The following is a 26,084-nucleotide window of genomic DNA, read 5'->3' as shown; positions in this document are numbered from 1 at the left end:
CGGTTGTGGCGCGAACCACATCCGTCGGGATACTCAGCCGGCGGTGCCGCGTACTCAGAGCCGCGGCCCCACACCTGGGCCGCGGCGAGCGCGGAGCCGGGCTCAGAACGCCGAAACGCCCGTCAGCGCCCGCCCGATGAGCAGTTTCTGTATCTGGCTGGTGCCCTCGTAGAGGGTCATCACCCGGGCGTCGCGCAGGAGTTTTCCGGCCGGGTACTCGTCGATGTAGCCGTAACCGCCGAAGACCTGAAGGGCGTTGTTCGCGGCGCGGACGGCGGCCTCGGAGGCGAAGAGCTTGGCCTTGCTGGCCTCGGTGGCGAAGGGCCGGCCCCGGTCGACGAGATCGGCGACCCGCCAGGTCAGCAGCCGGGCCGCGTCGACGTCCACCGCGATGTCGCTGATGAGCTCCTGGACGAGCTGGTGGTGGGCGATGGGCCTGCCGAACTGCTCACGCTCGCCCGCGTACCGGACCGCCGCGTCCAGCGCGGCCTGGGCGATGCCGACGCAGCCGGCGGCCACCGACATCCGGCCCTTCGCGAGCGCGGACATGGCGACCGTGAACCCCTTGCCCTCGGGGCCGAGCATCGCGGAGGCAGGGACGCGGACGTCCTCCAGGACCAGTTCGGCGGTGGCCTGGCCGCGCAGGCCGAGCTTGCCGTGGATGGTGCGCCGGGTCAGGCCGGGGGTGTCGGTGGGGACGAGGAAGGCGGAGACGCCCCGGTGGCCGGGGGCGTCGGTGGAGCGGGCGAAGAGGAGGACGACGTCGGCCCAGGTGCCGTTGGTGATGAACATCTTGGTGCCGTCGATGACGTAGTCGCCGCCGTCGCGCACCGCCCGGGTGGCGAGGTTGCCCGCGTCCGAGCCGGTGCCGGGTTCGGTGAGACCGAAGCAGCCGACGTACTCCCCCGCCGTGAGCCCCGGCAGCCAGCGGCGCTTCTGCTCCTCGTCGCCCCAGGCCGCGATCGTCTTCGCGACCAGCCCCAGGGAGACGGAGACGATGCCGCGCACGGAGGAGTCGCCGCGGCCGAGCTCCTCGGTGACCAGGCAGTACGTCAGGTGGTCGCCGCCGGAGCCGCCGTACTCCTCGTCGACGGTGAGCCCCAGGAAGCCGACCTCGCCGAGCTTCTTCACGATCGCCCGGTCGACGTTCTCCGCGCGGTCCCACTCGATGACGTGCGGGGCGATCTCGCGCTCCACGAAGTCGCTCGCGAGCCGGCGCGCGGCGGTCTGCTCCTCGCTGAGCTCCAGGTTCACACGGTCCGCCTCTCGTCAGTCCCCCATTTAATTACCACTGCTAGTTTTAGGGTGCAGCCCTACTATGTGCGCCATGGCCCGACCACGCAAGCCTCTGTTGAGCACCGACCGCATCGTGGAGACGGCGCGGGCGCTGGTGGACGCGGAGGGGCTGGCGGCGGTCTCCACGCGGCGGCTCGCCGCGGAGCTCGGAGTGAGCGGGCCCTCCCTCTACAACCACTTCCGCACCATGGACCAGATCCTGGAGGCGGTCGCCGACTCGGTGAGCGCGCAGGTCGACCTGTCGATGTTCCGGGACGGGCGGGACTGGCGGACCGCGCTGCACGACTGGGCCGTGTCGTACCGGGCGGCGCTGCGCGACCACCCCAACATCGTGCCGATCCTCGCGCGGGGACCCGGGCGCCGTCCGGCGGGACTGCGGGTCGCCGACGTCGTGTTCGGGGCGATGGTCGAGGCGGGGTGGCCGGCGGCCCAGGCCACGTCCATCGGGGCGCTGATGCGGTACTTCATCATGGGGTCCGCGATCGGGTCGTTCGCCGGGGGGTTCGTGGACGACGAGAGCGCCTACGACCCCGCCGACTACCCGCATCTCGGGCAGGCCCACCTGCTGGCGGAGCAGCAGCAGAAGGTCGACGAGCGGGCGTTCGAGGTGGGGCTGCGGGCGCTGCTGGACGGGTTGGAGCAGCAGTACGAGCGGGTCGGGCCCCGATAGGCGGCGGGGAACCGCACGCACGGGCACCAACACCTCGGGGTCGCGGCCCCGGATGGGGTTCCGGAGCCGCGACCCGGGCCGTCGGCGACGAGCCGGCCTAATCCTCCGCTCGTGAACTCGCCCTCCCCGCGAGGATCTTGATCGAGACGAGGGCGATCACCGAGAGCCCGATGATGTACGCGGACACCGCCATGGACGTCCCGGTGGCCTCCAGGAGGATGACCATCAGGAACGGGGCGAGGCCGCCGCCGAGCACCGCGGCGATCTGGTAGCCGAGGGAGGCACCCGTGTACCGCATCTCGGGGGTGAACAGCTCGGCGAACAGGGCGGCCTGGGGCCCGTACATGATGCTGAGGAAGCAGCTGGCGACGAAGGTGCCGACGGCGAGCCACAGCAGGGAGCCGGTGTCGATGAGCAGGAACAGCGGGACGGCCCACAGGGCGATGCCGGCCGCGCCGATCGCGTAGATCCGGATCCTGCCGACGCGGTCGGAGAGGGCCGCGGCGGCGGGGATCAGCACCAGCTGGGTGAGGCTGACGCAGAGGGAGACCGCGAGGACGGCGCTGCGCTTCATGTCGAGTTCGCGGGTGGTGTAGTCGAGGACGCCGGTGATGAGGATGTAGAAGGTCGCGGTGTTCACGGCGAAGGAGCCGCCGGCCAGGAAGACCGTGCCGAGATGTCCGCGCAGGATCGTCCTGAGCGGGGAGCTCTTCTCGCCCTTCTCCTTCTCCGCCAATTCCCTTTCCGCCGCGCGGAACTCGGGGGTCTCCTCGACATGGCGGTGGATGTACCAGGCGAGGCCGAGGACGAACAGGCCGACCAGGAAGGGCACGCGCCAGCCCCAGGCGGCGAAGGCCGAGTCGCTGGTGGCCGCGCCCACGACGAGGAACATCGTGTTGGCGCTCACCACGCCGATGGGGACACCGAGTTGGACGAAGCTGCCGTACACCCCGCGCTTGCCCTCGGGGGCGTACTCGGTGGCCAGCAGCATCGCGCCACCCCACTGGGCGCCGACGGCGACGCCCTGGGCGACACGGAGGAGGACGAGCAGGACCGGGGCGGCGATCCCGATCGTCTCGTACGTGGGGAGGAGGCCGATGCCGGTGGTGGCGAGGCCCATCAGGGTCAGCGCCAGGACCAGCATCGGCTTGCGGCCCCGCTTGTCACCGAGGTGACCTGCGACGACGCCGCCGAGGGGGCGGGCGAGGAAGCCGACGGCGAAGGTGGCGAACGCGGCGAGGACTCCTGCGGAGGAGCTGCCGGCCGGGAAGTAGAGGTCGCCCAGGACGAGGGCGGCGGCTATGCCGAAGACGAAGTAGTCGTACCACTCCACCGCCGAGGCGAGGGCCGCGGCGGTGGCCACTTTGCGGTGGCTCTGGGGAGGGGAGGTGGTGACGGGGGCGGAAACGGGAGCGGTGTCCATACGAGCACACTCCGGTGGGTGCGGGGACGTTCCCGGGAACGTACTGACCGGACGGTATGGAGGTCAACGGTCGTGCGGGTATCAGTTCGGGGAGGGATTTCTTGCCCGGGGTGGGTGGGGGTTGCTCACGCAGTTCCCCGCGCCCCTTACGAGCACGGGGCGCGTCCGGACTCTTTCAGGGGCGCGGGGAGCTGCGCGACCAGCCCCCACTCACGCGCCGCAGCCGCAGCCGCAGCCGCAGCCGCAGCCGCAGCCGCATCAGAACGTCACCAAGGCCCGGCCGCCCTTGCCGGCTCGCATGTTGTCGAAGGCCACGGGGATGTCGTCCAAGGAGATGCGGTCGGTCACCAGGGCGGACAGATCCAGGCGGCCGGCGTGGATGTGATCCGCGAGGACCGGCACGTCGCGTGCCGGGTCGGAGTTGCCGTAGACGCACCCGGAGAGGGTGCGGCCCCAGTGGAAGATCTCCAGCGCGTTGAAGGTGACCTGCTGGTCCTTGCCGCCGATGCCGACGACGGTCGTACGGCCGCCGCGCCGGGTCGACTCCCAGGCCGTCCGGATGGTGACCGCGCGGCCGACGCACTCCACGGCGACGTCCACCCCCTGCTTGTCGGTAAGGGCGCGGATCTCGCGGGCGGTGTTCTCGGACGCGACCACGTACTCCGTGGCCCCCGCCGCGCGGGCCAGTTCCTCCTTCGCCGGGGAGACGTCCACGGCGACGATCCTGGACGCGCCGGCGATCCGCGCGGCCTGAAGCGCCGCCAGCCCGACGCCACCCACCCCGAACACGGCGACGGTCTCGCCCTTTCGGACCCGCGCCGAGTGGTGGACCGCGCCGTAGCCGGTGAGGACGGCGCAGCCGAGCAAGGCCGCATCGGTGAGCGGAACCCCGTCCGGCGCGGGGAGCACACACCCTGCGGCCACGACCGTCTCCTCCGCGAAGGCGGCCACGTTCAGCCCGGGGTGGAGGTCTGCGCCGTCGGAGGCGCGCCGGGCGTACACGTTCCCGGAGCCGAGCAGCGCGTTCGCGCACAGCCAGACCTCACCGAGCGAGCAGGCGTGACAACTCCCGCAGGAGGGCGCCCAGTTGAGGACGACGCCGTCGCCGGGCGAGACATGGGTGACCCCGTCGCCGACCGCCAGGACGGTGCCCGCTCCCTCGTGGCCGAGCACGGCGGGCACCGGCACGCGCATGGTGCCGTCGGACAGCGACAGGTCGGAGTGGCAGACCCCGGCGGCGGCGAGCCGCACCCGGACCTGGCCGGGCCCGGGGTCCGGCAGCTCGATCTCGGTGATCTCCAACGGGGCACCGACGGCGGGCAGTACGGCGGCTCGAACGGCCATGGTACGACTCTCCTCCTACAGGGGGCTCAGAACTGCAGGGACTTGGTCTGGAGGTACTCCGCCAAGCCGTGCGTGCCCAGCTCGCGCCCCACTCCCGACTGCTTGTAACCCCCGAACGGGGCCAGCGGGTTGAAGCGGCCGCCGTTGATGTCGACCTGGCCGGTGTCCATCCGGCGGGCGAAGGCCACGGCCTCGCTCTCGTCGCCGGCCCAGACCGCGCCGGCCAGCCCGTACACCGTGCCGTTGGCGATCCGCAGGGCGTCGGCCTCGTCCTCGTAGCGGAGGATCGACAGGACCGGGCCGAAGATCTCCTCCTGGGCGATCGTCATCTCGGGGGTCACGTCGGCGAAGACGGTGGGGCTGACGAAGTAGCCCCGCTCGCGCGGGGATTCGGGGCCGCCCGCGACCAGACGGGCGCCCTCGGCCACGCCCTTGTCGATGTAGTCGCGCACCCGCGCCTGCTGCTTGGCGTTGACCAGCGGGCCGATGCGGTCCCCGTACTTCGCTGCGGCCCCCGCCGCCAGCTCGACGGCCTCGTCGTACTGGGAGGTGTGGACGAGCATCCGGGTCCAGGCGCTGCACGTCTGCCCGGAGTTGGACATCACGTTGGCGACACCGACACCGACCGCCTTGGTGAGGTCGGCACTCGGGAGGATCACGTTGGCGGACTTGCCGCCGAGTTCCAGGGCCACCTTCTTGACGGCGGCGCCGGCGGTCGCGGCGATCCGCCGGCCCACCGCCGTGGAGCCGGTGAAGGAGACCAGGTCGACGCCGTCGTGCTCGGCGAGCGCCTGACCGGCGACCGGGCCCAGACCGGTGACCAGGTTGAACACTCCGGCGGGCACGCCCGCGTCGTGGACGGCCTCGGCGAAGAGCTGGGCGGTCAGCGGGGTGTCCTCGGCGGGCTTCAGGACCACCGTGCAACCGGCGGCGAGGGCCGGGGCGACCTTGGCGACGATCTGGTGCAGCGGGTAGTTCCAGGGGGTGATGGCGCCGACGACGCCGATGGGCTCGTGGTGGACGGTGGAGTTGCCCACCTTCTCCTCGAAGGCGTGCTCGGCGGCCAGTTCGGCGTAGGAGCCGGCGACCGCGACCGGCAGGTCCGCGTGCACCTTCTGGGAGAACGGCAGCGGCGAGCCGAGCTCCGCCGTCACCGTCTCGGCGATCTCCTCCCGGCGCGCGGCGAGCGCGTCGCGCAGCGCGCCGATGATCGCGCCCCGCTCGGCGGGCGGGGTCGCGGCCCAGCCGGGGAGAGCGGCGCGGGCGGCGCCCACGGCGGCGTCGACGTCCTCGGCGGTACCCGCCGGGACACGGCCGATCACCTGCTCGTCGACCGGGTTCACGACCTCGATCGTGTCGGTCCCGGCGGCGGGGCGCCAGGTACCGCCGATGTACATGCCGTCGTGTGCCTTCATCGTGCTGCCTCCGGGGCGGGCGTCGTCGTTCCGCCCCAAAAACTAGCCCTGATAGTTTTCAGGCACCAGGTCTCCGGGGAGTGAGGCAGGACTCGTCGGCAACGAGGCAGAACGTGCCGGCCGCGGGGCGGGACGCGTCGCCGACGACACCGCCGTCGGCGCTCTCCGCCGGGCTCGGAGCCGCCTCGTCTCAGAAGTCGACCCGCTTCTTGTCGTCGACCCGCGCCACGGCCTCCTGTGCGAACTCCGCGCGGTAGTCGCCGCGGATCTCCTCGATCCTCCGGTCGCTCACGGCGGCCGACGACACCGGATACAGCAGGATCAGCTCGTAGGACCGCTCCTTCTCGATCGTCCCGCTCGCGTCCCGCCACTGCCCGCGCCCCTCCTGCACGGTCAGCCCGTCCGGGAACCCGGGGGTGACCTCGCGGTCGACGAAAGCCGTGAACTGCGCGTCGGTGACGGCCGGGCCGCCGTCGGGCCGCTCGGTGCCGAAGAGGAGCCGCGTCTCGATGTAGGGCGTGCCGCGCGCCGGGGCGATCACGGTACCGGCGGGGGCGTCCTCGGCGAGGGTCGCGTACGCGGTCGGGGCGCCCACGACCAGCAGACAGGCGGTGGCCGCGAGGGCGCCCCGGGCACGGAGGGAGCGGAGGGGGCGCGGGTGGGGGTGTGCGTGGGGGCGCGTGCGGGTCCGGGCGTTGGCGGAGGCGCTCGGCCGAGGGGGGTGCGAGGTCATGGGTCCAGCTCTAGCGGGACCGCCGGTTCCGGATCCGTCGGCCGCGCCGGGACCGGGCCGCGCGTGCGCCCGTACGCCCCCGGGGCTCGCCGAGGCGGGCGGCGCGCGCCCTGGGCGCCGGTTCAGGGCTTGCGCGCCCGTTCCGGGGCTGCGAGCGGGTCAGGGTCTGCGCGCCGGTTCCCGGGTCGCGGTGAGGTGGGCGAAGACGACGACGTTGCTCGCGTAGCCCTTCCGCCGGTCGTACGTCCCCCCGCAGGTGATCAGGCGCAGCTCGGGGCGTCCGCGATGGCCGTACACCTTCTGGCTGGGGAAGCGGTCCTTCTCGTACGACTTCACGGCGTCCACGGTGTAGACGGCGGTACGGCCGTCGGCCCGCAGGACCTCGACGAGTCGGCCGGGCTTGATCACGTCCAGCGCCGCGAAGACGGCGGGGCCCGTCCTGGTGTCCTTGTGACCGACGACGACCGCCGTGCCCGGTCCGCCGGGCGAGGGCCCCTCCGCGTACCAGCCGACCAGTTTCGGCTTGTCGTCCGGCGGCGCGGGGAGGCGTCGACCGGCGTCGAGGCGGAGGGCGGTCACCGGTGCCTCGATGCCCAGGTAGGGGATGGTGACGGTCTTCGCCGGAGAGGGCGGCAGCGTACGGGGGCGGGCCGGCTTCCTCGGCTCGGCGGGCCCGGGCGTGGACGCGGGCCGCACGGGCGCGGTGGTGGCGGGCTGGACGGGTGTCTGTCCGGCGGGCGCGGCGGCCGTCGGCGTCGTGGGCGCGGCGGGCGCCGGCCCCGTCGGCACGGCCGCGGGGGTGGGCACGGTCGGGCGGGCGGGTGCCTGGCTGACCGGCCGCGTCGGCTCGGTGGACGCGGCCGGTTCGCCGCCCTCCGCCCGTCGGTCGGGTGCCGCTGTCGGGGGCGGGGTGGGTACGGGCTCCTCGGGCGGCGGGGGCGTGAAGTACAGGGAGGCCCGGGCGCGCGGGTCCTCCGCGCCGCGCGCCCCGGAGTCGGCCCAGGCGGCGCCGGCCTCGGCGGTCCCGGTCCGCTGCTCCCTGTTCTCCGCGATGTGGACGCCGCCCACCACCAGCGCGGTGGCCATGACGACCGTCCGCGTCAGGCGGTAGGCGCGCGTCCGGTGCCAGGGCCTGCGCCGGCGTCTACGCGGCGCCATCGGCGCGGCGACGGCGCAGCCGCAGATAGGCCACGCCACCGACCGCGGCGAGTCCCACGGCGGCCGCGCCGGCGACCGGCGAGAAGTTCTGGGTGAGGGCGAGGCCGCCGCCACCGGCCGGAACCGCGCCCTCGGGCCCGGCGAGTCCGTTGAGCGGGCAGTTGACGTTGATGTCCCGGCGGCCCTCCTCCAGCGTCCCGCCGATGGTCCGCCAGGTCAGCACGTAGTTGCCGTTGGGCAGGCGCGCCGCGTTCGGGGGCGCCACGGGGGTGCTGTGTCCGGTGCCGTCGGCCGCGAGGGTGATCTCGCCCGTGGCGACGGGGTCGGTGCGCGGCGCGGGGGGCTGGCGGTCGATGGTCCAGCTGATGCGCTGCGACGGCGTGGGGTCCTCGGGGAAGTTGAAGGCGGAGAGGTAGAAGTCGCAGACCAGCGGCTGGTTGCGCTGGTTGTCGAACGGGAAGCCCACCTTGTGGATCACGACGTCGGGGTCGCCCGGGGCGGCGACGGCGGCCGGTGCCGCGATCAGGCTGGCTCCCGTGACGGTGAGGGCCGCGAGGACGGCGGCGGCACTCGCGCGCACTCCGGCGGGGCGCGGGCGGGACGAGGTGGACATGCAGAACCTCCGAGTCAGACGATTTTCACACAAATCGCTCTTTCGCCTGACTCTCTGTCACATCACACCGGGCGCGGGGGGAGCCGCGCCCGACGACCCGTCAGATGTCCCCCTTACGGCTCAGGGACTCGTCCGACGCGGCCGACCGCGAGCCGTTCTCCCTCCGCTTCGCCGAGGTGCCACGCCTCCGGTCCCGTCCCGCCCTCCCCGCCCGCCCCGGCTCCGCCGGTGAGCGCAGGGCGATGGCCGACGACACCAGCAGCAGCGCGCCCAGCATCACGAACGGCGCGGCCACGCCCGCGACCCCGGCGATCAGACCCGCGGCGGCCGGCGCCCCGGCCTGCCCCAGCCTGTTCCCCGTCAGTCGCAGCGCGAGGGCGGTGGAGCGGGCGTCGTCCGGCGCGGCCTGCACCACCGTCGTCATGGAGAGCGGCTGCCCGACCCCGAGGCAGAACCCGAGGGCGGCGAGGATCAGGGCGAGCGCCCACACCGGCACGGGCAGCGCGATCCCGGCGCACAGCACGGCCCCCAGCACACAGGTGACCGTGAGCAGCGCGGTCCGGCCGAGCAGACGGAGCATGGGTGTCATCACCAGTCGGCACGCGATGGTCGCCGCCGCCCGCAGGCTCAGCAGGACACCGATCACCGAGGGCGCGATGCCCCGGTGTTCACCGACCACCGGCAGATACGCGGTGAGGATGTCCGTCGCCGACAGCACGGCGAGGCTGATGAAGATGCCGCCCGGCACGCCACGGGTGCGCAGGATGCGGTGCACCGGCACGCGTTCGCCCTGCCCCGCACGGGACTTGGGCTCGACGGGACGCTCTATCCGCCACAACGAGGTGAACGCGACCGCCGCACCGGCGCCCGCGACCACCAGTGCCAGGGCGCTGGTCCGGGCCATGTCCGGGCCGCCGATCAGGGCGCCCGCGGCGATAGGGCCGACCAACTGGCCGAGGGAAGCACCGATGGTGAAATGGCCGAAGTTGCGGTCGTGTTCGTACGGCGCGGACTGGCGGGCCACCAGGGACTGCGCGCCGATGACGAAGGAGAGGTGACCGAGACCCATCACCCCGCTCCAGACCGCCATCGCCACCAGGGAGTTCGCCAGACCGCTCAGGACGCAGCCGCCGGATATGAGGACGACACCGACCGGCAGCAGGGGCGCGCACCGGCCCTGGTCGGTCCTGCGGCCGAGCGGGACGGCGGCGAACAGCGGGAGCAGGGCGTAGACCCCCGCGATCACACCGACCGCCCGCTCGTCGGCGCCCAGCGCGAGGGCCCGGTAGGACACGGCGGGCCGCGCCATCGACACCGCCCCCTGCGCGAAGCTGAAGGCGATGACGAGGCGGAGCAGCCAGCCGCGGTTCCTACCGGGCCTCACGATGCGGGTCCTCCTGGGGGAAGTTCACGCCGGTGCGAGCGAACTCCGCTCCGGTGCCTGGGAGTCGGGTTCCCTGGTTCAGATGATGCCGAACAGCACACCGGCGCCGAGGATGATCAGCGAGGTCGCCGCCGCCCACTTCACCACGAACCTGGTGTGGTCGCCGAACTCGACCTTCGCCATGCCCACGAGCACGTAGACGGCCGGGACCAGCGGGCTGGACATGTGCAGCGGCTGCCCGACGAGGGAGGCGCGGGCGATCTCCAGCGGCGAGACCCCGTGGGCGGCACCGGCCTCGGCGAGGACCGGGAGGACGCCGAAGTAGAAGCCGTCGTTGGACATGAAGTAGGTGAGCGGCAGGCTCAGGAAGCCGGTGACCAGGGCCATGTGCGGGCCCATGCCGCCCGGGATGGCGTCGACGATCCACTTGGCCATCGAGTCGACCATGCCGGTGCCCTGGAGGACGCCGGTGAAGACGGCGGCGGCGAAGACCATGCCGGAGACGTTGAGGACGTTGTCCGCGTGCGCGGCGAGCCGGTCCTTCTGGTCGGGGATGTTCGGGAAATTGACCGTCAACGCGAGCGCGGCGCCGAGCAGGAAGAGCACCGGGATCGGCAGCCACTCCATGATCATGGCGGTCAGCAGCGTGACCGTGAGCAGCGCGTTGAACCAGTACAGCTTCGGGCGCAGCGTCGGGCGGTTGGGGTCCAGGCCCTGGAGGCGGACGTCCTCGACGTCGTCGTCCTCGGAGTCGGCGTCGGCGTCGGTGCCGGTGCCGGAGCCCGCGCCGCCGGTGGCCTTCGTCGTACGGACCTTGCCGTCGCCGGAGCCGGCGGCCGACGCGGCGCCCGCGCCGACGAGCACGGTCTCCTCGGACCCGGACTTCTCCTCGTCCTTGACGATCTTCTCCTGCTCCAGGACCTCGTCGAGGCTCAGCACACCGAGGCGCTTGCGCTCGCGCAGACCGAGGAAGTAGGCGAGGACGAAGACGAAGAGCAGGCCGACGAGGAGCGCCGGGATCATCGGGACGAAGATGTCGCCGGCGTCGAGCTTGAGCGCGGTGGCGGCGCGGGCGGTGGGGCCGCCCCAGGGCAGCGTGTTCATCACGCCGTTGGCGGTGGCGGCGACACCGGTCATCACGACCAGGCTCATCTTCAGGCGCTTGTACAGCGGGTACATGGCCGAGACGGTGATCATGAAGGTGGTCGAGCCGTCGCCGTCCAGCGAGACGATCGCGGCGAGCAGGGCCGTGCCCACGACGATGCGCAGCGGGTCGGCCTTGCAGAACTTCAGGATGCCTCGGACGATCGGGTCGAAGAGCCCGACGTCGATCATGAGGCCGAAGTAGACGATGGCGAACATCAGCATCGCGGCGGTGGGCGCGAGATTGCCCACCCCCTCGATGACGTAGTCGCCGAGATGGGCTCCCTTTCCGACGAACACGCAGAAGAGTGCCGGGATCAGCACGAGCGCCGCGATCGGCGACATCTTCTTCATCATGATCAGGACCAGGAAGGTCGCGATCATGGCGAAGCCGAGGATGGTCAACATGTGGATACCTAACGTTCGCCCTTGAACTCCCACCAGGGCACCGGCGGTGCGACGACGTTAGGGCGGCTCCACAAGCGTTAACAAGACGTTGACATGCGAGCAATAAGCGCAGAACTCCAGGTCACAGCGTTGCGCCTGCTCGGGCGAGTTCCACGGGCACTCCGTTGAGGACCGCGTTGCCCGACAGCGGGTCGAGCTGGGAGCCGTCGAGGAGCTGGTTGACGTTGACCCCGGGGTCGATCGCCGCGTGGCTCATCCGGGTGCCCGGACGGTCGTGGCCCCAGCCGTGCGGAAGGCTCACGACACCCCGTCGTACGACGTCGGTGACCTCGACGGGAGCGGTGACCTCTCCCCCGGCGCCCTTGATCCGTACGGCGTCGCCGTCGGCGAGGCCGAGGCGGTCGGCGTCGTCGGGGTGGATGTGCAGGGTGCAGCGGTTGGTGCCGCCGGTGAGGGCGGGGATGTTGTGCAGCCAGCTGTTGTTGGAGCGCAGATGGCGGCGGCCGATGAGGACCAGGCCGTCCGGGCGCTCGCGCAGGGCGGTGCGGAGCCTCGGCAGATCGTCGACGATCGGTCGTGGCAGCAGCTCCACCTTGCCGCTGACCGTCTTCAGCGGCTGCGGCAGCCGGGGCTTCAGCGGACCGAGGTCGATGCCGTGCGGGTGGGCGAGGAGCCTGTCCAGCGTCAGTCCGTCCGGCTTCGCGCCGAAGCCCTCGCCGTACGGGCCGAGGCGCAGCATCATGTCGAGGCGGCGCTCGGGGCCGGTGTCGCCGGTGAGCAGGCCGGCGAGTTCCTTCGGGTCGCGGCCGTGGACGGGCGAGTGGGCCTCCTTGACGGCCTTGCCCAGGGTCTGGCCGATGACCAGGTCGTCCACGGCGGACGGGTCGGCGCCGTGCATCCCGGTGGCGGCGAGGGTGAGGCGGGCGAGGATCTCGGTCTCGGCCATGCGGCCGTCCTCCAGGGGGACGGCGGCGCGGTTGTAGCGGACCTGGTTGCGCACGGCGAAGGCGTTGAACGCGAAGTCGAAGTGCGGGGCCTGCGAGGGCGGGGGCGGCGGCAGAACCACGTCGGCGTGGCGGGCCGTCTCACCGAGGTAGGGGTCGACGCTGACCATGAAGTCCAGCGAGTCGAGCGCCTTGTCGAGGCGGTCGCCGTCGGGCGCGGAGAGCACCGGGTTGGCGGCGATCGTGATGAGGGCGCGGACGGGGCTGCCCTCGGGGGTGGCGGTGTCGATCTCCTCGGCGAGCGCGGACAGCGGCAGTTCGCCCTTGGCCTCGGGGTGGCCGCTGACCCGGCTGTGCCAGCGGCCGAGGCCGAAGCCCCGGCCGGGTCCGGCGGGCCGGGGGGTCTTGTCGGTCGCGGAGTGCGGGAAGAGCGCGCCGCCGGGCCGGTCGAGGTTGCCGGTGAGGATGTTGAGGACGTCGACCAGCCAGCTGGCGAGGGTGCCGTGCGGGACGGTGCAGCTGCCGATGCGGCCGTAGACGGCGGCGGTGGGCGCGGCGGCCAGTTCGCGGGCGAGCCCGCGGATGGTCCCGGCGTCGACGTCGCAGGCGCCGGCGACGGCCTCGGGGGTGAACTCCCGCATGGCCGCGGCGAGTTCGTCGGCCCCCTGCACATGCGGGGCGAGGTCCCCGAGGTCGGTGAGCCCCTCCTCGAACAGCACCTGGGCCATCGCCGCCAGCAGCAGCGCGTCCGTGCCCGGCCGGATCGCGATGTGCCGGTCCGCGAGCTTGGCCGTGCGGGTCAGCCGGGGGTCCACGACGGTGAGGGTGCCGCCGCGCGCCTTGAGCGCCTTGAGCTTGCCGGGGAAGTCGGGAGCGGTGCACAGACTGCCGTTGGACTCCAGCGGGTTGGCGCCGAGGAGCAGCAGATGGTCGGTGCGGTCCAGGTCGGGGACGGGGATCGCGTGGGCGTCGCCGTACAGGAGCCCGCTGGAGACGTGCTTGGGCATCTGGTCGACGGTGGAGGCGGTGAACAGGCTGCGGGTGCCGAGCCCGGCGAGCAGGACCGGCGGGTAGAGGGCGCCGGCCATGGTGTGGACGTTCGGGTTGCCGAGGACGACACCGACGGCGTTCGGGCCGTGCGCCTCGACGACGGGCCGCAGTCCGGCGGCGACGGCGTCGAAGGCCTCCGCCCAGGTGACTTCCCGCAGCTCCCCTTCCTTGCGGACCAGCGGGGCGCGCAGCCGGTCGGGGTCGCCGTCGGCCGCCCCGAACGAGGCGCCCTTCGGGCAGATGAAGCCCTTGCTGAAGACGTCGTCCCGGTCGCCGCGGGCCCCGGTCACCCGGGTGCCCTCGATGGTGAGGGTGAGCCCGCAGGTCGCCTCGCAGAGGGGGCAGATTCGCAGGGCGGTGCGGGCGTCGGTGGTGGTGGACACGGGTCCTCCCGGAGGGGGCGGCGGCGACGGTGACGCTCGGACGAGGGCCGCGTGCGAGCACGCGGCACCGAGGCCGAGCATACCGACCGGTATGCATCACGGGGAGGGGCTGCCGCGGGTCTTGTCGGGAAACGGCGAGAACGAGGGCGCGGCCGCACGACGGCGGTCGGCGCCCGGGGGGCCGGCGGGACACCCCGGGCACCTGGGCGGGGCTCAGTCCAGCACGCGCGCGAGATAGGCCCGCAGCAGCTCCCGCATCTCCTGGATGATCCGCTCGTCACCCTCCGGGGAGACCCGGAAGGCCAGGTGCACCAAGGTGTCGGCGGTCTCGACGGCGATCAGGAAGGTGCGGCGCAGGTCCTCGTCGGGGGTGCGGCCGATGACCGCGGAGAGCAGGTCGGACAGACGGTCGGCGACCCGGTGGTTGGGCTCCTGCCGACTGCCGCCGACCGGGATCTGGTTGCCGAAGTCGATGAGGGCGAAGCCCGGGGCGTTGCGCTTCATGTCGAGGTACTCGTCGAGCACGGCGTCCATCGCGGTACGCCAGTCCCGGCCACCCGTCCCCTGGAGGCGGCGGGTGACCCGGTCGGTGAAACGGTCCAGGTTGCGTTCGGCCAGCGCGTCGGCCATCGCGCGCTTGTTGCCGAAGAAGCGGTAGACGGAGCCGATGGGCACACCCGCGCGCAGCGCCACGGCACGGGTGCTCAGCGCGTCGTAGCCGACCTCGTCGAGGAGGTCGGCGCAGGCGTCGAGGATCCTGGTCAGTCGTTCGGCACTGCGCCGTTGCACGGGGGCACGGCGCAGGGAGGTCGCCTGGGACACGGGCTTCATGATGCCTTTCCGCCTAGGTCCGATGAGCTGTCCGAATATCAGTACGGCCGGTACCGCAGCTCCCGCTCAGCGCTGGACCGTGCGAACACCGAACATCCGCACGCCCTCAGCCTGCCGGGAGACTAGAGCACCGCACTGACAGGACGGATCTCCTCACGGTCCGGTTCTCCTCCTCCGCCCGATGCACCCGATCCGCGGACGCCCGGCCGACGTCCGGTTGTCGCCCGTCGGCGCCCCGCCCGCGTCCGGTTGCCGCCCCGCCCGCGTCCGGTTGTCGCCCGTCGGCGCCCCGCGCCCGCCTCGGTCCCCTTGCACCCGACCCGACCGAATCCTACGGTGAAGCACAGGAATCAGGATCGCGAGGGAGCGGGCATGAACGGGGACGCGAGGAAGACGGCCGAGGCACTGGAGTACCTCACCGGCTTCGGCAACGAACACGCCTCGGAGGCGGTCCCGGGCGCGCTGCCGCACGGCCGCAACTCCCCGCAGCGCGCCCCGCTCGGCCTGTACGCGGAGCAGCTCAGCGGCACCGCGTTCACCGAACCGAGGCCGCACAACCGCCGCTCCTGGCTGTACCGGATCCGCCCGTCCGCCGCGCACCCCGCGTTCACGCGCACGGCCAACGGCGCGCTGCGCACGGCCCCCTTCACCGAGACCGTCCCCGACCCCAACCGTCTGCGCTGGAACCCCCTGCCGGAGCCCCCGGCGGGCACCGACTTCCTCTCGGGCCTGTGGACCCTCGGCGGCAACGGGGACGCGGCGCGGCGCTCGGGCATGGCCGTGCACCTGTATCACGCCAATTCCGCCATGGAGCGGGTCTTCGGCGACGCGGACGGCGAACTCCTGATCGTCCCGGAACGGGGCGGCCTCCTCCTGCGCACGGAGTTCGGCCTGCTGTGCGCCGAACCCGGTGAAGTGGCCCTGATCCCCCGGGGCGTCCGCTTCCGCGTCGACCTCCTCGACGCCTCCGCCCGCGGCTACGTCTGCGAGAACTACGGCGCCCCCTTCCGGCTGCCCGACCTCGGCCCGATCGGCGCCAACGGCCTCGCGAACGCCCGTGACTTCCGGGCGCCGGTGGCCGCGTACGAGGACGTCGAGGGCCCGGTGGAGGTGGTGAACAAGTTCTGCGGCAACCTCTGGACGGCCACCTACGACCACTCCCCGCTCGACGTGGTCGCCTGGCACGGCAACCACACCCCGTACGTCTACGACCTGCGCCGTTTCAATGTCATCGGGACGATCTCGTACGACCACCCGGACCCGTCGATCTTCACGGTGCTGACCTCGCCGAGCGACACCCCGGGTCTCGCGGCGGTGGACTTCGTGGTGTTCGCGCCGCGCTGGCTGGTGGGCGAGGACACGTTCCGGCCGCCCTACTTCCACCGGAACGTGATGAGCGAGTACATGGGCCTGATCGAGGGCGCGTACGACGCGAAGACGGCAGGAGAAGGGGGTTTCGTGCCCGGGGGCGGCTCGCTGCACAACATGATGTCGGCGCACGGCCCGGACCGGGAGACGTTCGACCGGGCGAGCGCGGCGGAGCTGAAGCCGCAGCGGGTGGACGACGGACTCGCGTTCATGTTCGAGACGCGCTGGCCCGTCCTCACCACCGAGCAGGCGGCCCGCTCGGAGCGGCTGCAGCGGGGGTACGACGACGTGTGGTCCGGCCTCCGGCGCCACTTCGGCCCGTTGCACTGAGGGCCTGGGGCCGGGTACGGATACCGTCGTGACCTCATTCGCTCCGGACTCGATCGTCCTGAACCGCAAACTGCCGCTCTGGTATCAGGTGTCGCAGTCGCTGCGCGCCTCGATACTCGGCCGGTCGCCGCAGGAGTCGCTGCGGCTGCCGACCGAGGAACAGCTGGCCGGGCACTACGGCGTGAGTGTGCTGACCATGCGGCAGGCGCTGAAGGAGCTGGAGGACGAGGGACTGATCAGCCGGCACCGCCGGCGCGGTACGTTCATCGAGCCGAGCGCCCAGCGGGGCTCCCCGGTGCGGCTGCTCGGTTCCGTGGACGCGATCGTGGCCCAGCAGTCGGGGATGACGACCGAACTGCTGGACCACGGCAGCACCCCCCTGTCGGGTGAACTCGCGCAGTACTTCCCGGACTTGACCGAGGTGGCCACCTACCACCGGCTGCGCGGCGACGAGCGGACGGGCGAGCCCACCAACCACGCCCGCAACTACGTCCGCCCCGAGCTGGCCGAACGCATCGACCGTGACGACCTGCTCCGCTGGCCGATGACCAAGATCCTGCGCGATGTCGTGGGCGTGGGCATCGGCCGGATCACCGACACGGTCGAGGCCCGCATCGCCGACCCGGAGACCGCGCGCCTGCTCCAGGTCCCGCTGCTCAGCCCGATCCTCCACTACACGGGCGTCACCCGCGACGAGTCCGGCCGCGTCCTGGACGTGGCGGTCATCCACTACCGCGGCGACCGCTTCTCGTTCACCGTGACCCTCGACGCCCCCTGACGAGGCCGTACGATGCCCAGCGTGACGCCCGACGACGCTCCGCGACTCGCGGACCTCATGCCGTGGTCCGTCGCACCGCCACGGCTGGGCCGGGGGTGGCCGACGGCCCCCGACGCCGCATCCCTGAAGGCCCGCTGGGACGCCCTGGTGAAGGCGGAGGGCCCGGACCGGGAAACCCTGTTCGTCCCCACGCGTTCCCGCACGCTCACGTCCGCGGTGGCGCAGCTGCCGGGCCGCTCCACCGGCACCGGCCGGCTGGTCCGGGAGTCGGGCCCCTGTCCGGAGCCGGTGCGCGTGCTGGCCGCCCCCTTCGACGAGCAGTGGCTCATCCCCGACCACCGCCTCATCGACTCGGCCCGTCCCGAGCTGTGGCGGGTGGCGGACGAGCGGCAGGTCTTCGTGGTCGAGCAGACGCCGGCCCCGGAGCCCTCCGGCCCTCTGCTCCTCGCGTCGTCCGTCCTCCCGCTCGCCCCGCTCCACGGGCCCCGCGTCGGCCGTGTCCACCCGCTGTACCGCCGCCCCGGGGCCGCCGAACCGAACCTCGCGCCGGGGCTGACGGCGTACCTCGGCGAGCGCCTCGGCACCGGCCCCGTCGATCCCGTCGGTCCGGTCGATCCGGTCGATCCGGTCGACGTCCTCGCCTGGATGCTGGTGGCCGCGCGCCCCGGCCCCGACGGTGTCGAGGTGCCCCTCCCCACCGACCCGGACGTCTGGTCGCGCGGCGTCGAGCTGGGCCGCCGCGCCCTGTGGCTCATGCGCCGCGACGGCGACCGCCCCAAGCTCCCCGGCGGCCGTCGTCCCTATGTGCGTGCCCCGCTCCCCTCCCGCCCGGTCGACGTCCGCTACGACCGTGACGAGGAGAGCCTCCTCGTGGACGAGGGCCGTATCTCCCCCGTCCCGGCCGAGGCCTGGGACTTCCACGTCGGCGGCGTCCGTGTGCTGGAGGAGTGGTTCACCCGCAGAACGGAACCGGCGGAGCCGGGCACCCTGGAGGCGATCCGCCCGACGACCTGGCCGCAGGCCTGGACGTCGGAGCTGCTCGAACTGATCACCGTCCTCGCGCTGCTGTCCGAACTGCGGCCGCGACAGGCCGAGTTGACGGTCGAGGACGCGATCACGACAGCGGACCTGCGCCGGGCGGGAGTACTCCCGGTCCCGGACTCCTCCCGCAGGCCGGCCTCGATCCTGGACCACCGGGAGGAGGGCCCTGAGGGCCAGTTCACCCTGTTGTAGGGCCCCAGGAGTGCTGCGAGGCACTCGCTACGGCGCGAACGAGTCCAGGACCCTGTCCAGCATCCACTCGAACGCGGCCTCCAGATCGATCGGTCCGGAGTCCTCCATGAACGCCGCGGCCAGCCGCGGATACGCCCCGCTCGCGATCTGCCCCCCGAGGTACGCGATCCGGATCTCGTTCTCCCGCTCCTCCGACCACGGCAGTGAACGCACCCGCTCGGCGGTCGCCAGTTCGTTCGCGACGTACACCGTCACGCACCCGTTCAGCATCCCCAGGAGCTGCATCTTCGTCCCGTACGGCGCGTCGAGCGAGTCCATGCAGGTCATGCAGTGCTCCAGATACCGCAGGCTGTTGGGGCTGAAGCCGTAGACCGGCGACATCAGCCGGGGCATCCAGGGGTGCCGGCGCAGCAGGTCACGCGTCCGGTGGGCCACCCGGCGCAGATCGGCCCGCCAGTCCCCGCCCGGCTCCCACAGCTCGTGCTCCCCGGCGACCACGTCGACCATCAGCTCGTACAGGTCCTCCTTGCGGGGGACGTAGTTGTAGAGCGACATCGTTCCGCAGCCCAGCTCGGTGGCCACATGGCGCATGGACACGGCGTCGAGGCCGCCCGCGTCGGCGAGCCGCACGGCCGCCGCCGCGATGTCGGCGCGACTGAACGCGGGCCTCGGCCCCCGGCCGGTGCGCTCGGGGCGTGCCCAGATCACTTCGGGTCGGGCCGCTCGGCCAGCCATCGATCATCACCTCGGCCACCATCCTAGTTACGTACAGCGTACGTAATGGGCTATGGTCGACCCATGACAACTACGTACGCTGTACTTAGTGAGGGTCTGGAGAAGAGCTTCGGCGACGTCCGTGCCGTGCGCGGTCTCGATCTGGCCGTGGAGGAGGGCACGGTGGTCGGGATGCTCGGTCCGAACGGGGCGGGCAAGACGACGGCCGTACGGCTGCTGGCCACGCTGCTGCGGCCGGACGCCGGGTCGGCGCGCATCGCGGGCCACGACCTCGTGCGGGAGCCGGCCGCCGTGCGGCGGGTGATCGGGGTGACCGGGCAGTACGCGTCGGTCGACGGCGATCTCACCGGACGGCAGAACCTGCGGCTGTTCGCGCGGCTGCACCGGGTCCGCGACACGGGGGCGCGCGCGGCCGAACTCCTCGACCGCTTCGGTCTGACCGAGGCCGCCGACCGCCCGGCCTCCACCTACTCGGGCGGTATGCGGCGCCGGCTCGACCTCGCGGCCAGTCTCGTCCGACGCCCGGCGGTGCTCTTCCTCGACGAGCCCACCACCGGACTCGACCCGGTCAGCCGCAACCGGACCTGGGACGCCGTGCGCGCCCTGAAGGAGGAGGGGACGACCGTGCTGCTGACCACGCAGTACCTGGAGGAGGCCGACCAACTCGCCGACCGGATCGTGCTGATGGACCGGGGCCGGATCGCGCACAGCGGTTCGCCTCCCCAGCTCAAGGCGCTCATCGGGTCGTACGCGGAGGTCGTCGTCGCCCACCCGGACGCGCTGACCGCCGCGGCGGGCGTCCTCGACCAGCTGACCGGCGCGGAGCCCTCGTTCGACCACGCCCGGCACGCGGTCGGTGCGGTGGCACTCGACCCGACGCTCACGCTCCCCCGGCTGGTGCGGGAACTCGACGCGGCGGGCGTGCCGTTGCTGGACGCGAGCCTGCGCCCGCCCACCCTCGACGACGTGTTCCTCCGCCTCACCGAAGGCTCACCGGCGGCCCTCCGCGACCGACACGACCGCCCCGACCGTCGCGCCCTCAAGGGGCGTGCGGCATGAGCGCGTTGGCGTACGACGGCACGGCGATGCTGGGGCGGCAGCTGCGGCGGGTCCGCAACAATCCGGGGCTGCTGATCCTCACGCAGATCATGCCCATCTCGATGCTGCTGTTCTTCGGGTACGTCTTCGGCAGCGCCCTGGCCGTGCCGGGCGAGGAGTACCGGCGGTTCCTGGTGCCCGGTCTGCTGGTGGCGACCGCCTCCGGCGGGATCATGACCGGGATGTTCCAGGCCGCCCAGGACACCCACCGGGGCGTGATGGACCGCTTCCGGACGCTGCCGATGAGCCGGGCCGCCGTGCCCCTGGGCCAGGCCCTGGCGGACCTGGTGGTCACGGTGGCGGGGACGGTGCTGTTCCTGCTGGTGGGGCTCGCGGTGGGCTGGCGGGTCGAGGGGGGCGCGCTTGCGGCCGCCGGCGCGTTCGGGCTGCTGCTGCTGTTCCGGTTCGCGTGTGTGTGGATCGGCATCTTCCTGGGGCTGCTCACCCGCGACGAGGAGGCGTCCGGGCAACTGGGCGGCGCGACCTTCCTGCTGCCGCTGCTCTCCAGCGCGTACATCCCGACCGAGGGCCTGCCGGGCTGGCTGCGCACGGCCGCCGAGTGGAACCCGATCAGCGCCCTCGCCACGGCCCTGCGCGACCTCTTCGGGAACGCGGCCGTGCCGGAGGGGGCCGCCTGGCCGGTGACGCATCCCGTCGCCGGGTCGCTGCTCTGGTGCGCGCTGCTGCTCGTGGTGTTCGTACCGCTCGCGGTCCGCACCTACGCGGCGGGGCCCCGGTGACCTCCGGCCCGTTCGGGGGACGGGCCGGAGGGCGCCGGCCCCGGGGCGCGCCGTCGGGCCCGTGACACGCGGCACTCCCTGGTGACAACCGCGCCCCGGCGGGGACATGATCCACGGCATGCGTCCACTCCCTCGCGCCGGTGATCCCCTGCCCCTCGACGGCATCACCGTCGTCGCCGTCGAGCAGGCCGTCGCGGCCCCCTTCGCCACCCGGCAGCTCGCTGATCTCGGCGCCCGGGTGATCAAGGTCGAGCGGGTGGACGGTGGTGACTTCGCCCGCGGCTACGACACGGCGGCCCGGGGCCTGGCCTCGCACTTCGTGTGGTGCAACCGGGGCAAGGAGTCCCTCGCGCTGGATCTGAAGGACCCGCGCGGCCTGGCCGTCGTACGCCGGCTGGTGGCGGACGCGGACGTGTTCGTGCAGAACCTCGCGCACGGCGCGGCGGCCCGGCTCGGCCTGGACGCGGCCACGCTGTGCGCCGCGCACCCCCGGCTGATCGCCGTGGACATCTCCGGCTACGGGGCGTCGGGCCCGTACGCGCGCAAGCGGGCGTACGACATGCTCGTGCAGTGCGAGGCCGGGCTGGTGTCGGTGACGGGGACACCGGAGCGGCCGGTGAAGGCGGGCATCCCGGCGGCGGACATCGCCGCCGGGATGTACGCGTTCTCGGGGGTGCTCGCGGCGCTCGTCCGGCGGGGTACGACCGGGCGGGGCGGGCCGGTGGAGGTGTCGATGCTGGAGGCGCTGGCCGAATGGATGGGGCATCCGCTGCACCACGCGATGCACGGCGGGAGCGCGCCGGCCCGCACGGGCCTCGGGCACGCGGTGATCGCGCCGTACGACGCCTATCCGACGGCGGACGGCGGGCGGGTGCTGCTGTCGGTGCAGAACGACCGGGAGTGGCGGCGGCTCGCCGAACAGGTGCTGGGACGGCCGGAGTTGGCGGACGACCCGGCGTTCGCGACGAACCCGGCGCGGGTCGAGCGCCGGGACCGTACGGACGAGCTCGTCGCGTCGGCGCTGGGGCTGCTGGACACCGACGAGGCACTGGCGCGGCTGGAGGCGGCGGGGATCGCCTGCGCGCGGCTACGGGATGTGACGGAGGTGGCGGAGCACCCGCAGTTGGCGGCCCGGGACCGGTGGCGGGAAGTGGACTCACCGGTGGGGCCGCTCAGGGCGCTGCTGCCGCCCATCACGCTGCCGGGCGGGGACGAGGCGCGGATGGGTGCGGTGCCCGCGCTCGGGGAGCACACCGGTTCGCTGCTGCGTGCCGCGGGGATGACGGACGACGAGATCGCAGCGTTGCGCCGGGACGGCGTGGTGGCCTGAGCGCGGGCCTCCTGCGGGGAAAGCCCTTGGTGCGGTGGTGCTAGCGGCTGCCGAACAGCGAGCGGCGCAGCCTCTTCAGGGGTGCGAACAGCGAGACCCTGCCGACGCGCGTGTCCTTGCGGCTGCCGCGCTCCTGCGGGGTACGTGACGTTATCTCGCGCATCAGCGAGGTCGCCTCGGCGGCCTCGCGCTGTGGCACGGCGGGGCCGCTCAGCACCGAGAGATGTCGGTCGAGGCGCGAACTGGTCGCGCTGCTCCCGCACGTGATCGCAGGGACTCGCGCCCTGCGCACTGTTATCTGTTCCATGTCACTCCCCACCCGTACGAGTCCACCCGGCCCGGGCAGCGTAACCATATCGCCCCGTTGGAGCACTCGGGAATCACCGTCCCGCTATTCACCTACCCCGTAACGGTGTTGCCGATTACTCTCCGAATCCGACCGATTCCAGGGCGAGTTGGACAACTGGCTGGCTGGTGGGCTGCGGTGACCCGCCGTCGGGTTCGACGGTCACGGCGAGTGACGTCGCGTCGGTGTTCATTCCGCTCGCGACCAAGGGCGTGTCGCCGTCGAAGAGACCCAGGGAGCGTGGTTGCACGTCGGGGCGCATGAGCCAGAGCTGGTGCACCCGGTTCTTCGGGAGGTCCTCGAATCCGCCGAGGGTCACGATCGCACTCCCCTCCTCCGCGGAAGCGATCACTCCGATTCTGAGGCCGTCCGCGTCCCGGTCGCTGGTCGCGCGGGCGTCCGGCGCGTTGAGAACGTGGGCGATCTCACTCGCCCGCGCGCGCTCGGCGGCCAGCTCGTCGCGGGTGCGGTCGGCCTGGACGGCGAAGAGGGAGGCCACCACGAGCGCGGCGGCGGCCGTGACGGTGGCCAGCGGGACGAGCCAAGAGCGCAACCGGGGCGCACGGGCGCGCGACCTCGGCGGCGGCTCGGTCCCCCACACATGCCGCGGCAGATGCTGGGACCGCGGCGGCTGGGCGCTCCAGGACTGGTTCTCCTGGGGCGTGCCGCTCTCCTGCGGCGTGTTGCGTACGGCGGCGAAGACCCGGTCGCGCATCGCGGCGGGGGCCGGCGCGGCCGTCGACCAGGCGAGCCGGACCGCGTCCTCGGTCAGGGCGCGTACCTCGGCCGGACAGCGGTCGCAGCTCTCCAGATGGTGCTCGAAGCGGCGCCGCTCGTCGGGCTCCAGGGCGTCCAGCGCGTAGGGAGCGGCGAGCGAGTGGAGGTCCTCGCGACGGAACAGGCTCACTCGGCACCTCCCTCGGGCCGGCCGTACAGGGCGCTCATGCGACTCCTCCCAGGCATTCGCGCAGCCGTGTGAGTCCGTCGCGCATACGGGTCTTGACCGTGCCCAGCGGCAGGGAGAGCCGCTCGGCCACTTCACGGTAGGTGTAGCCGTCGTAGTAGGCGAGGGTGACGGACTCGCGCTGGAGGGTGGTGAGCTTCTCCAGGCAGTGGCGCACCCACTGGCGTTCGAGGCCGGCCTCGACCTCCTCGGCGACCTGGTCGAAGGCGGTGTGGTGGTTGCGTCGTCCCTCGCGCTGCTCGCGCTCGGTGGCGGCTCGGGCGCTGCGCACCCGGTCCACCGCGCGCCGGTGCGCGAGGGTGAGTATCCAGGACAGCGCGCTGCCCCGCGCCGGGTCGAACCGGCCCGCGGAGCGCCAGAGTTCGAGCAGCACCTCCTGGGCCACCTCCTCCGACTGCGCGGGGTCGCGTACGACCCGGCGCACCAGCCCGAACACCGGGCCGGACACCACGGCGTACAACTCCTCGAACGCCCGTTGATCGCCCCCGGCCACCCGGACCAGCAGCCTGTCCGCCTCCACTCGCTCCCCCTCGCCTCCTGCCGAGCACGGCCATCCTCGCGCGTAGGGCATTCGCAACCAACCCACCTCCGGATGGGGTTACGGATCCGGAAGAGATCCGGATCAACAAATCCCGCTCTCCGCTGAAACAACCTTTCAAACGCGCCGTAAGAACGTTTGGGATTCGACCAATCCACCCTGCCGACCGCTCCGAATGGCGTTCGTCAGGCAAGTTGGGACAGAGGACGGACGGCATGACGACACCTACTTCCAGGAGCGGCGCGGGACGGCGGAGCATCGCGTCCCTCATCTGTGCTTCGCTGGCCGCCGGAGGACTCGCGGCCGCCGGAGTCACCGTGCTGGTGCCGGGGGCGGCTTCCGCCTCCAGCCACCGGGAGGCCCCGCTGATCTCGGGGGAGCCCCAGTTCGACAACACCGACGTGTACGCGTTCGTCAGCCCTGACAAGCCGGACACGACGACGGTGATCGCGAACTGGATCCCCTTCGAGGAGCCCGCGGGCGGCCCGAACTTCTTCACCTTCTCCGAGGACGCGGAGTACGACATCCGTGTCGACCAGGACGGCGACGCCCAGGAAGACCTGATCTTCCGGTACACGTTCAAGACGAAGACGAAGAACGACAGGACCTTCCTGTACAACACGGGCGTCGTGGAGAGCCTCGACGACCCGGACCTGAACATCACGCAGACGTACGACATCGACCTCATCAAGCTGAAGAACCGTCGGGCGGTCTCCAAGACGAAGCTCGCGGACGACGTGTGGGTGGCGCCGTCGAACGTCGGCAAGGCGTCGATGCCGAACTTCAAGAAGCTGCGCGACGAGGCCGTCTACAAGACGGCGAGCGGCGTGACCACGTACGCCGGTCAGGCCGACGACCCGTTCTTCCTGGACCTGCGCGTCTTCGACCTGCTCTACGGCGGTGACCTCTCCGAGGTCGGGCGGGACACGCTGAAGGGCTACAACGTCAACTCGATAGCCCTGCAGATCCCGAGCGACGCGCTCGTCCAGTCCAAGGACCAGCCGATCGTCGGCATCTGGTCCACCACGCAGCGCCAGGGCGCCGACGGCCGGTACCACCAGGTCTCGCGCCTCGGCATGCCGCTGGTGAACGAGGTCGTCAACCCCATCGGCGACAAGGACAAGTTCAACGCGTCCTCGCCGGTGGACGACGGGCAGTTCCTGAAGAACGTCACCGAGCCCGAGCTGCCCAAGCTCATCGAGGCGATCTACAAGATCCCGGCGCCCAAGGAGCCGCGCAACGACCTCGTCGACGTCTTCCTCAAGGGCGTCGAGGGGCTCAACCAGCCCCCGCACGTGACGCCTTCGGAGCAGCTGCGGCTCAACACCTCCATCGCACCCACCAAGAAGCCGAAGCGGCTGGGTGTGCTGGACGGTGACAACCAGGGCTTCCCGAACGGGCGCCGGCTCACCGACGACGTGATCGACATCGCGCTCCAGGTCGTCGAGGGCGAACTGGTCGACGCACCCAACGACCTGGGTGACGCGGTCGACAAGAACGACAAGAAGTTCGGCAAGTCCTTCCCGTACGTCGGTCTGCCGACGGCCGGTTCGCGGGGCAAGACGGTCAAGGGCAACACCACGAACAACGTCCGCAGCGCGCTGGGCGGCAGTGTCGAGAGCGGCACCGACGACACCACGCTGATCGCCGCCTCGGCCGGCGCCGGCGCGGCCGGTGTCCTGCTGATCGGCTCGGGCCTGCTGTGGTGGCGCCGTCGCAACGACCGCGCGTACTACTAGCCGATCCCTCGTCCGGGCCCTTCCCCATGGGGCCCGGCCGACGTGACCGGCGCGGCCCGCTCGTATCCATCCCCCACGGCGCGGGCCGCG

At 72.3% G+C, this 26,084-nt stretch carries 23 protein-coding genes; 8 read left to right on the top strand and 15 right to left on the bottom strand.

Annotation, left to right across the window (positions count from 1 at the left end):
* Positions 1-102: 102 nt before the first annotated feature.
* Positions 103-1,254 carry an acyl-CoA dehydrogenase family protein gene (locus ACZ9QC_RS33765; RefSeq protein WP_472916564.1) on the bottom strand — a complete coding sequence of 384 codons (1,152 nt, stop codon included), beginning with the start codon at positions 1,252-1,254 and terminating at the stop codon, positions 103-105.
* Positions 1,255-1,327: 73 nt separating this feature from the next.
* On the opposite strand from ACZ9QC_RS33765, the gene ACZ9QC_RS33760 reads away from it, so the two are divergent.
* Positions 1,328-1,966 (top strand): TetR/AcrR family transcriptional regulator, encoded by a 639-nt coding sequence (locus ACZ9QC_RS33760; RefSeq protein WP_472916563.1) that lies wholly within the window; start codon positions 1,328-1,330, stop codon positions 1,964-1,966.
* A 97-nt stretch (positions 1,967-2,063) separates the two neighbouring features.
* Here the strand turns inward: ACZ9QC_RS33760 and ACZ9QC_RS33755 are convergent, their stop codons facing one another.
* The 10 genes from ACZ9QC_RS33755 to ACZ9QC_RS33710 all read right to left on the bottom strand — a co-directional run bounded on the left by ACZ9QC_RS33755 (position 2,064) and on the right by ACZ9QC_RS33710 (position 14,795).
* Positions 2,064-3,389 carry an MFS transporter gene (locus ACZ9QC_RS33755; protein WP_472916562.1) on the bottom strand — a complete coding sequence of 442 codons (1,326 nt, stop codon included), beginning with the start codon at positions 3,387-3,389 and terminating at the stop codon, positions 2,064-2,066.
* Positions 3,390-3,647: 258 nt separating this feature from the next.
* Positions 3,648-4,733, bottom strand: a complete 1,086-nt coding sequence (locus tag ACZ9QC_RS33750) for a Zn-dependent alcohol dehydrogenase (protein WP_472916561.1) — start codon at positions 4,731-4,733, stop codon at positions 3,648-3,650.
* A gap of 26 nt (positions 4,734-4,759) precedes the next feature.
* The gene (locus ACZ9QC_RS33745) at positions 4,760-6,148 is read right to left on the bottom strand and encodes an aldehyde dehydrogenase family protein (RefSeq protein ID WP_472916560.1); all 1,389 of its coding nucleotides are present in this window, start codon (positions 6,146-6,148) and stop codon (positions 4,760-4,762) included.
* A gap of 190 nt (positions 6,149-6,338) precedes the next feature.
* Entirely contained in the window at positions 6,339-6,881 is a 543-nt protein-coding gene (locus tag ACZ9QC_RS33740) for a DUF3574 domain-containing protein (protein ID WP_472916559.1), read from the bottom strand.
* A 159-nt stretch (positions 6,882-7,040) separates the two neighbouring features.
* A complete protein-coding gene (locus ACZ9QC_RS33735) occupies positions 7,041-7,967 on the bottom strand; it encodes a class F sortase (protein ID WP_472916558.1) in 927 nt (308 codons plus the stop codon).
* A gap of 58 nt (positions 7,968-8,025) precedes the next feature.
* Entirely contained in the window at positions 8,026-8,652 is a 627-nt protein-coding gene (locus ACZ9QC_RS33730) for a hypothetical protein (RefSeq protein WP_472916557.1), read from the bottom strand.
* Between the two features lie 100 nt (positions 8,653-8,752).
* Complete coding sequence (locus ACZ9QC_RS33725) at positions 8,753-10,036, bottom strand: MFS transporter (protein ID WP_472916556.1); 1,284 nt, start codon at positions 10,034-10,036, stop codon at positions 8,753-8,755.
* A 78-nt stretch (positions 10,037-10,114) separates the two neighbouring features.
* Entirely contained in the window at positions 10,115-11,587 is a 1,473-nt protein-coding gene (locus ACZ9QC_RS33720; protein ID WP_472916555.1) for a CitMHS family transporter, read from the bottom strand.
* A 121-nt stretch (positions 11,588-11,708) separates the two neighbouring features.
* Positions 11,709-13,964: a molybdopterin oxidoreductase family protein gene (locus ACZ9QC_RS33715; protein ID WP_472916554.1), complete on the bottom strand. Its 2,256-nt coding sequence runs from the start codon at positions 13,962-13,964 to the stop codon at positions 11,709-11,711.
* Positions 13,965-14,177: 213 nt separating this feature from the next.
* Positions 14,178-14,795 (bottom strand): TetR/AcrR family transcriptional regulator, encoded by a 618-nt coding sequence (locus ACZ9QC_RS33710; protein WP_472916553.1) that lies wholly within the window; start codon positions 14,793-14,795, stop codon positions 14,178-14,180.
* Positions 14,796-15,167: 372 nt separating this feature from the next.
* Between ACZ9QC_RS33710 and hmgA the strand changes: the two genes are divergently transcribed.
* The 3 genes from hmgA to ACZ9QC_RS33695 are packed head-to-tail and all read left to right on the top strand — an operon-like array spanning position 15,168 to position 18,504.
* The gene (hmgA, locus tag ACZ9QC_RS33705; protein WP_472916552.1) at positions 15,168-16,493 is read left to right on the top strand and encodes a homogentisate 1,2-dioxygenase; all 1,326 of its coding nucleotides are present in this window, start codon (positions 15,168-15,170) and stop codon (positions 16,491-16,493) included.
* Between the two features lie 28 nt (positions 16,494-16,521).
* On the top strand, positions 16,522-17,271 hold the full coding sequence (locus ACZ9QC_RS33700; protein WP_472916551.1) for a GntR family transcriptional regulator: 750 nt from the start codon (positions 16,522-16,524) through the stop codon (positions 17,269-17,271).
* A 12-nt stretch (positions 17,272-17,283) separates the two neighbouring features.
* Entirely contained in the window at positions 17,284-18,504 is a 1,221-nt protein-coding gene (locus ACZ9QC_RS33695; RefSeq protein WP_472916550.1) for a type ISP restriction/modification enzyme, read from the top strand.
* A 27-nt stretch (positions 18,505-18,531) separates the two neighbouring features.
* On the opposite strand, the gene ACZ9QC_RS33690 is transcribed toward ACZ9QC_RS33695, so the two are convergent.
* Positions 18,532-19,239, bottom strand: coding sequence for a TetR/AcrR family transcriptional regulator (locus tag ACZ9QC_RS33690; protein ID WP_472916549.1), 708 nt, complete (start codon positions 19,237-19,239; stop codon positions 18,532-18,534).
* 63 nt (positions 19,240-19,302) lie between these two features.
* Here ACZ9QC_RS33690 and ACZ9QC_RS33685 point away from each other — a divergent pair, with 63 nt between their 5' ends.
* From ACZ9QC_RS33685 to ACZ9QC_RS33675, 3 genes are all read left to right on the top strand, one after another.
* Entirely contained in the window at positions 19,303-20,298 is a 996-nt protein-coding gene (locus ACZ9QC_RS33685; RefSeq protein WP_472916548.1) for an ATP-binding cassette domain-containing protein, read from the top strand.
* Entirely contained in the window at positions 20,295-21,077 is a 783-nt protein-coding gene (locus tag ACZ9QC_RS33680) for an ABC transporter permease (RefSeq protein WP_472916547.1), read from the top strand. The genes ACZ9QC_RS33685 and ACZ9QC_RS33680 overlap by 4 nt, the downstream gene beginning before the upstream one ends.
* A 106-nt stretch (positions 21,078-21,183) precedes the next feature.
* Positions 21,184-22,407 carry a CaiB/BaiF CoA transferase family protein gene (locus tag ACZ9QC_RS33675; RefSeq protein WP_472916546.1) on the top strand — a complete coding sequence of 408 codons (1,224 nt, stop codon included), beginning with the start codon at positions 21,184-21,186 and terminating at the stop codon, positions 22,405-22,407.
* 40 nt (positions 22,408-22,447) lie between these two features.
* Here the strand turns inward: ACZ9QC_RS33675 and ACZ9QC_RS33670 are convergent, their stop codons facing one another.
* The 3 genes from ACZ9QC_RS33670 to ACZ9QC_RS33660 form a co-directional block, all read right to left on the bottom strand.
* On the bottom strand, positions 22,448-22,714 hold the full coding sequence (locus ACZ9QC_RS33670) for a hypothetical protein (RefSeq protein WP_472916545.1): 267 nt from the start codon (positions 22,712-22,714) through the stop codon (positions 22,448-22,450).
* Between the two features lie 115 nt (positions 22,715-22,829).
* Entirely contained in the window at positions 22,830-23,660 is an 831-nt protein-coding gene (locus ACZ9QC_RS33665; protein WP_472916544.1) for an anti-sigma factor, read from the bottom strand.
* 34 nt (positions 23,661-23,694) lie between these two features.
* Entirely contained in the window at positions 23,695-24,237 is a 543-nt protein-coding gene (locus ACZ9QC_RS33660) for a sigma-70 family RNA polymerase sigma factor (RefSeq protein WP_472916543.1), read from the bottom strand.
* Positions 24,238-24,470: 233 nt separating this feature from the next.
* Between ACZ9QC_RS33660 and ACZ9QC_RS33655 the strand changes: the two genes are divergently transcribed.
* Positions 24,471-25,994, top strand: a complete 1,524-nt coding sequence (locus tag ACZ9QC_RS33655) for a DUF4331 domain-containing protein (protein ID WP_472916542.1) — start codon at positions 24,471-24,473, stop codon at positions 25,992-25,994.
* Positions 25,995-26,084 lie beyond the last annotated feature (90 nt).

Source organism: Streptomyces sp. HUAS MS02 (genome assembly GCF_055702265.1).
The sequence above is the reverse complement of the archived record's forward strand: the minus strand, read 5'-3'. Positions and strand labels throughout refer to the sequence as shown.

Bases quoted from the DNA above. Each gene is read 5' to 3' on its own strand.
- ACZ9QC_RS33735 (WP_472916558.1), bottom strand. From the start codon at position 7,967: ATGGCCACCGCGCTGGTGGTGGGCGGCGTCCACATCGCGGAGAACAGG.
- ACZ9QC_RS33730 (WP_472916557.1), bottom strand. From the start codon at position 8,652: ATGTCCACCTCGTCCCGCCCGCGCCCCGCCGGAGTGCGCGCGAGTGCC.
- ACZ9QC_RS33760 (WP_472916563.1), top strand. From the start codon at position 1,328: ATGGCCCGACCACGCAAGCCTCTGTTGAGCACCGACCGCATCGTGGAG.
- ACZ9QC_RS33695 (WP_472916550.1), top strand. From the start codon at position 17,284: ATGCCCAGCGTGACGCCCGACGACGCTCCGCGACTCGCGGACCTCATG.
- ACZ9QC_RS33655 (WP_472916542.1), top strand. From the start codon at position 24,471: ATGACGACACCTACTTCCAGGAGCGGCGCGGGACGGCGGAGCATCGCG.
- ACZ9QC_RS33680 (WP_472916547.1), top strand. From the start codon at position 20,295: ATGAGCGCGTTGGCGTACGACGGCACGGCGATGCTGGGGCGGCAGCTG.
- ACZ9QC_RS33685 (WP_472916548.1), top strand. From the start codon at position 19,303: ATGACAACTACGTACGCTGTACTTAGTGAGGGTCTGGAGAAGAGCTTC.
- ACZ9QC_RS33740 (WP_472916559.1), bottom strand. From the start codon at position 6,881: ATGACCTCGCACCCCCCTCGGCCGAGCGCCTCCGCCAACGCCCGGACC.
- ACZ9QC_RS33750 (WP_472916561.1), bottom strand. From the start codon at position 4,733: ATGGCCGTTCGAGCCGCCGTACTGCCCGCCGTCGGTGCCCCGTTGGAG.
- ACZ9QC_RS33675 (WP_472916546.1), top strand. From the start codon at position 21,184: ATGATCCACGGCATGCGTCCACTCCCTCGCGCCGGTGATCCCCTGCCC.
- ACZ9QC_RS33690 (WP_472916549.1), bottom strand. From the start codon at position 19,239: ATGGCTGGCCGAGCGGCCCGACCCGAAGTGATCTGGGCACGCCCCGAG.
- ACZ9QC_RS33745 (WP_472916560.1), bottom strand. From the start codon at position 6,148: ATGAAGGCACACGACGGCATGTACATCGGCGGTACCTGGCGCCCCGCC.
- ACZ9QC_RS33755 (WP_472916562.1), bottom strand. From the start codon at position 3,389: ATGGACACCGCTCCCGTTTCCGCCCCCGTCACCACCTCCCCTCCCCAG.
- hmgA (WP_472916552.1), top strand. From the start codon at position 15,168: ATGAACGGGGACGCGAGGAAGACGGCCGAGGCACTGGAGTACCTCACC.
- ACZ9QC_RS33670 (WP_472916545.1), bottom strand. From the start codon at position 22,714: ATGGAACAGATAACAGTGCGCAGGGCGCGAGTCCCTGCGATCACGTGC.
- ACZ9QC_RS33720 (WP_472916555.1), bottom strand. From the start codon at position 11,587: ATGTTGACCATCCTCGGCTTCGCCATGATCGCGACCTTCCTGGTCCTG.
- ACZ9QC_RS33710 (WP_472916553.1), bottom strand. From the start codon at position 14,795: ATGAAGCCCGTGTCCCAGGCGACCTCCCTGCGCCGTGCCCCCGTGCAA.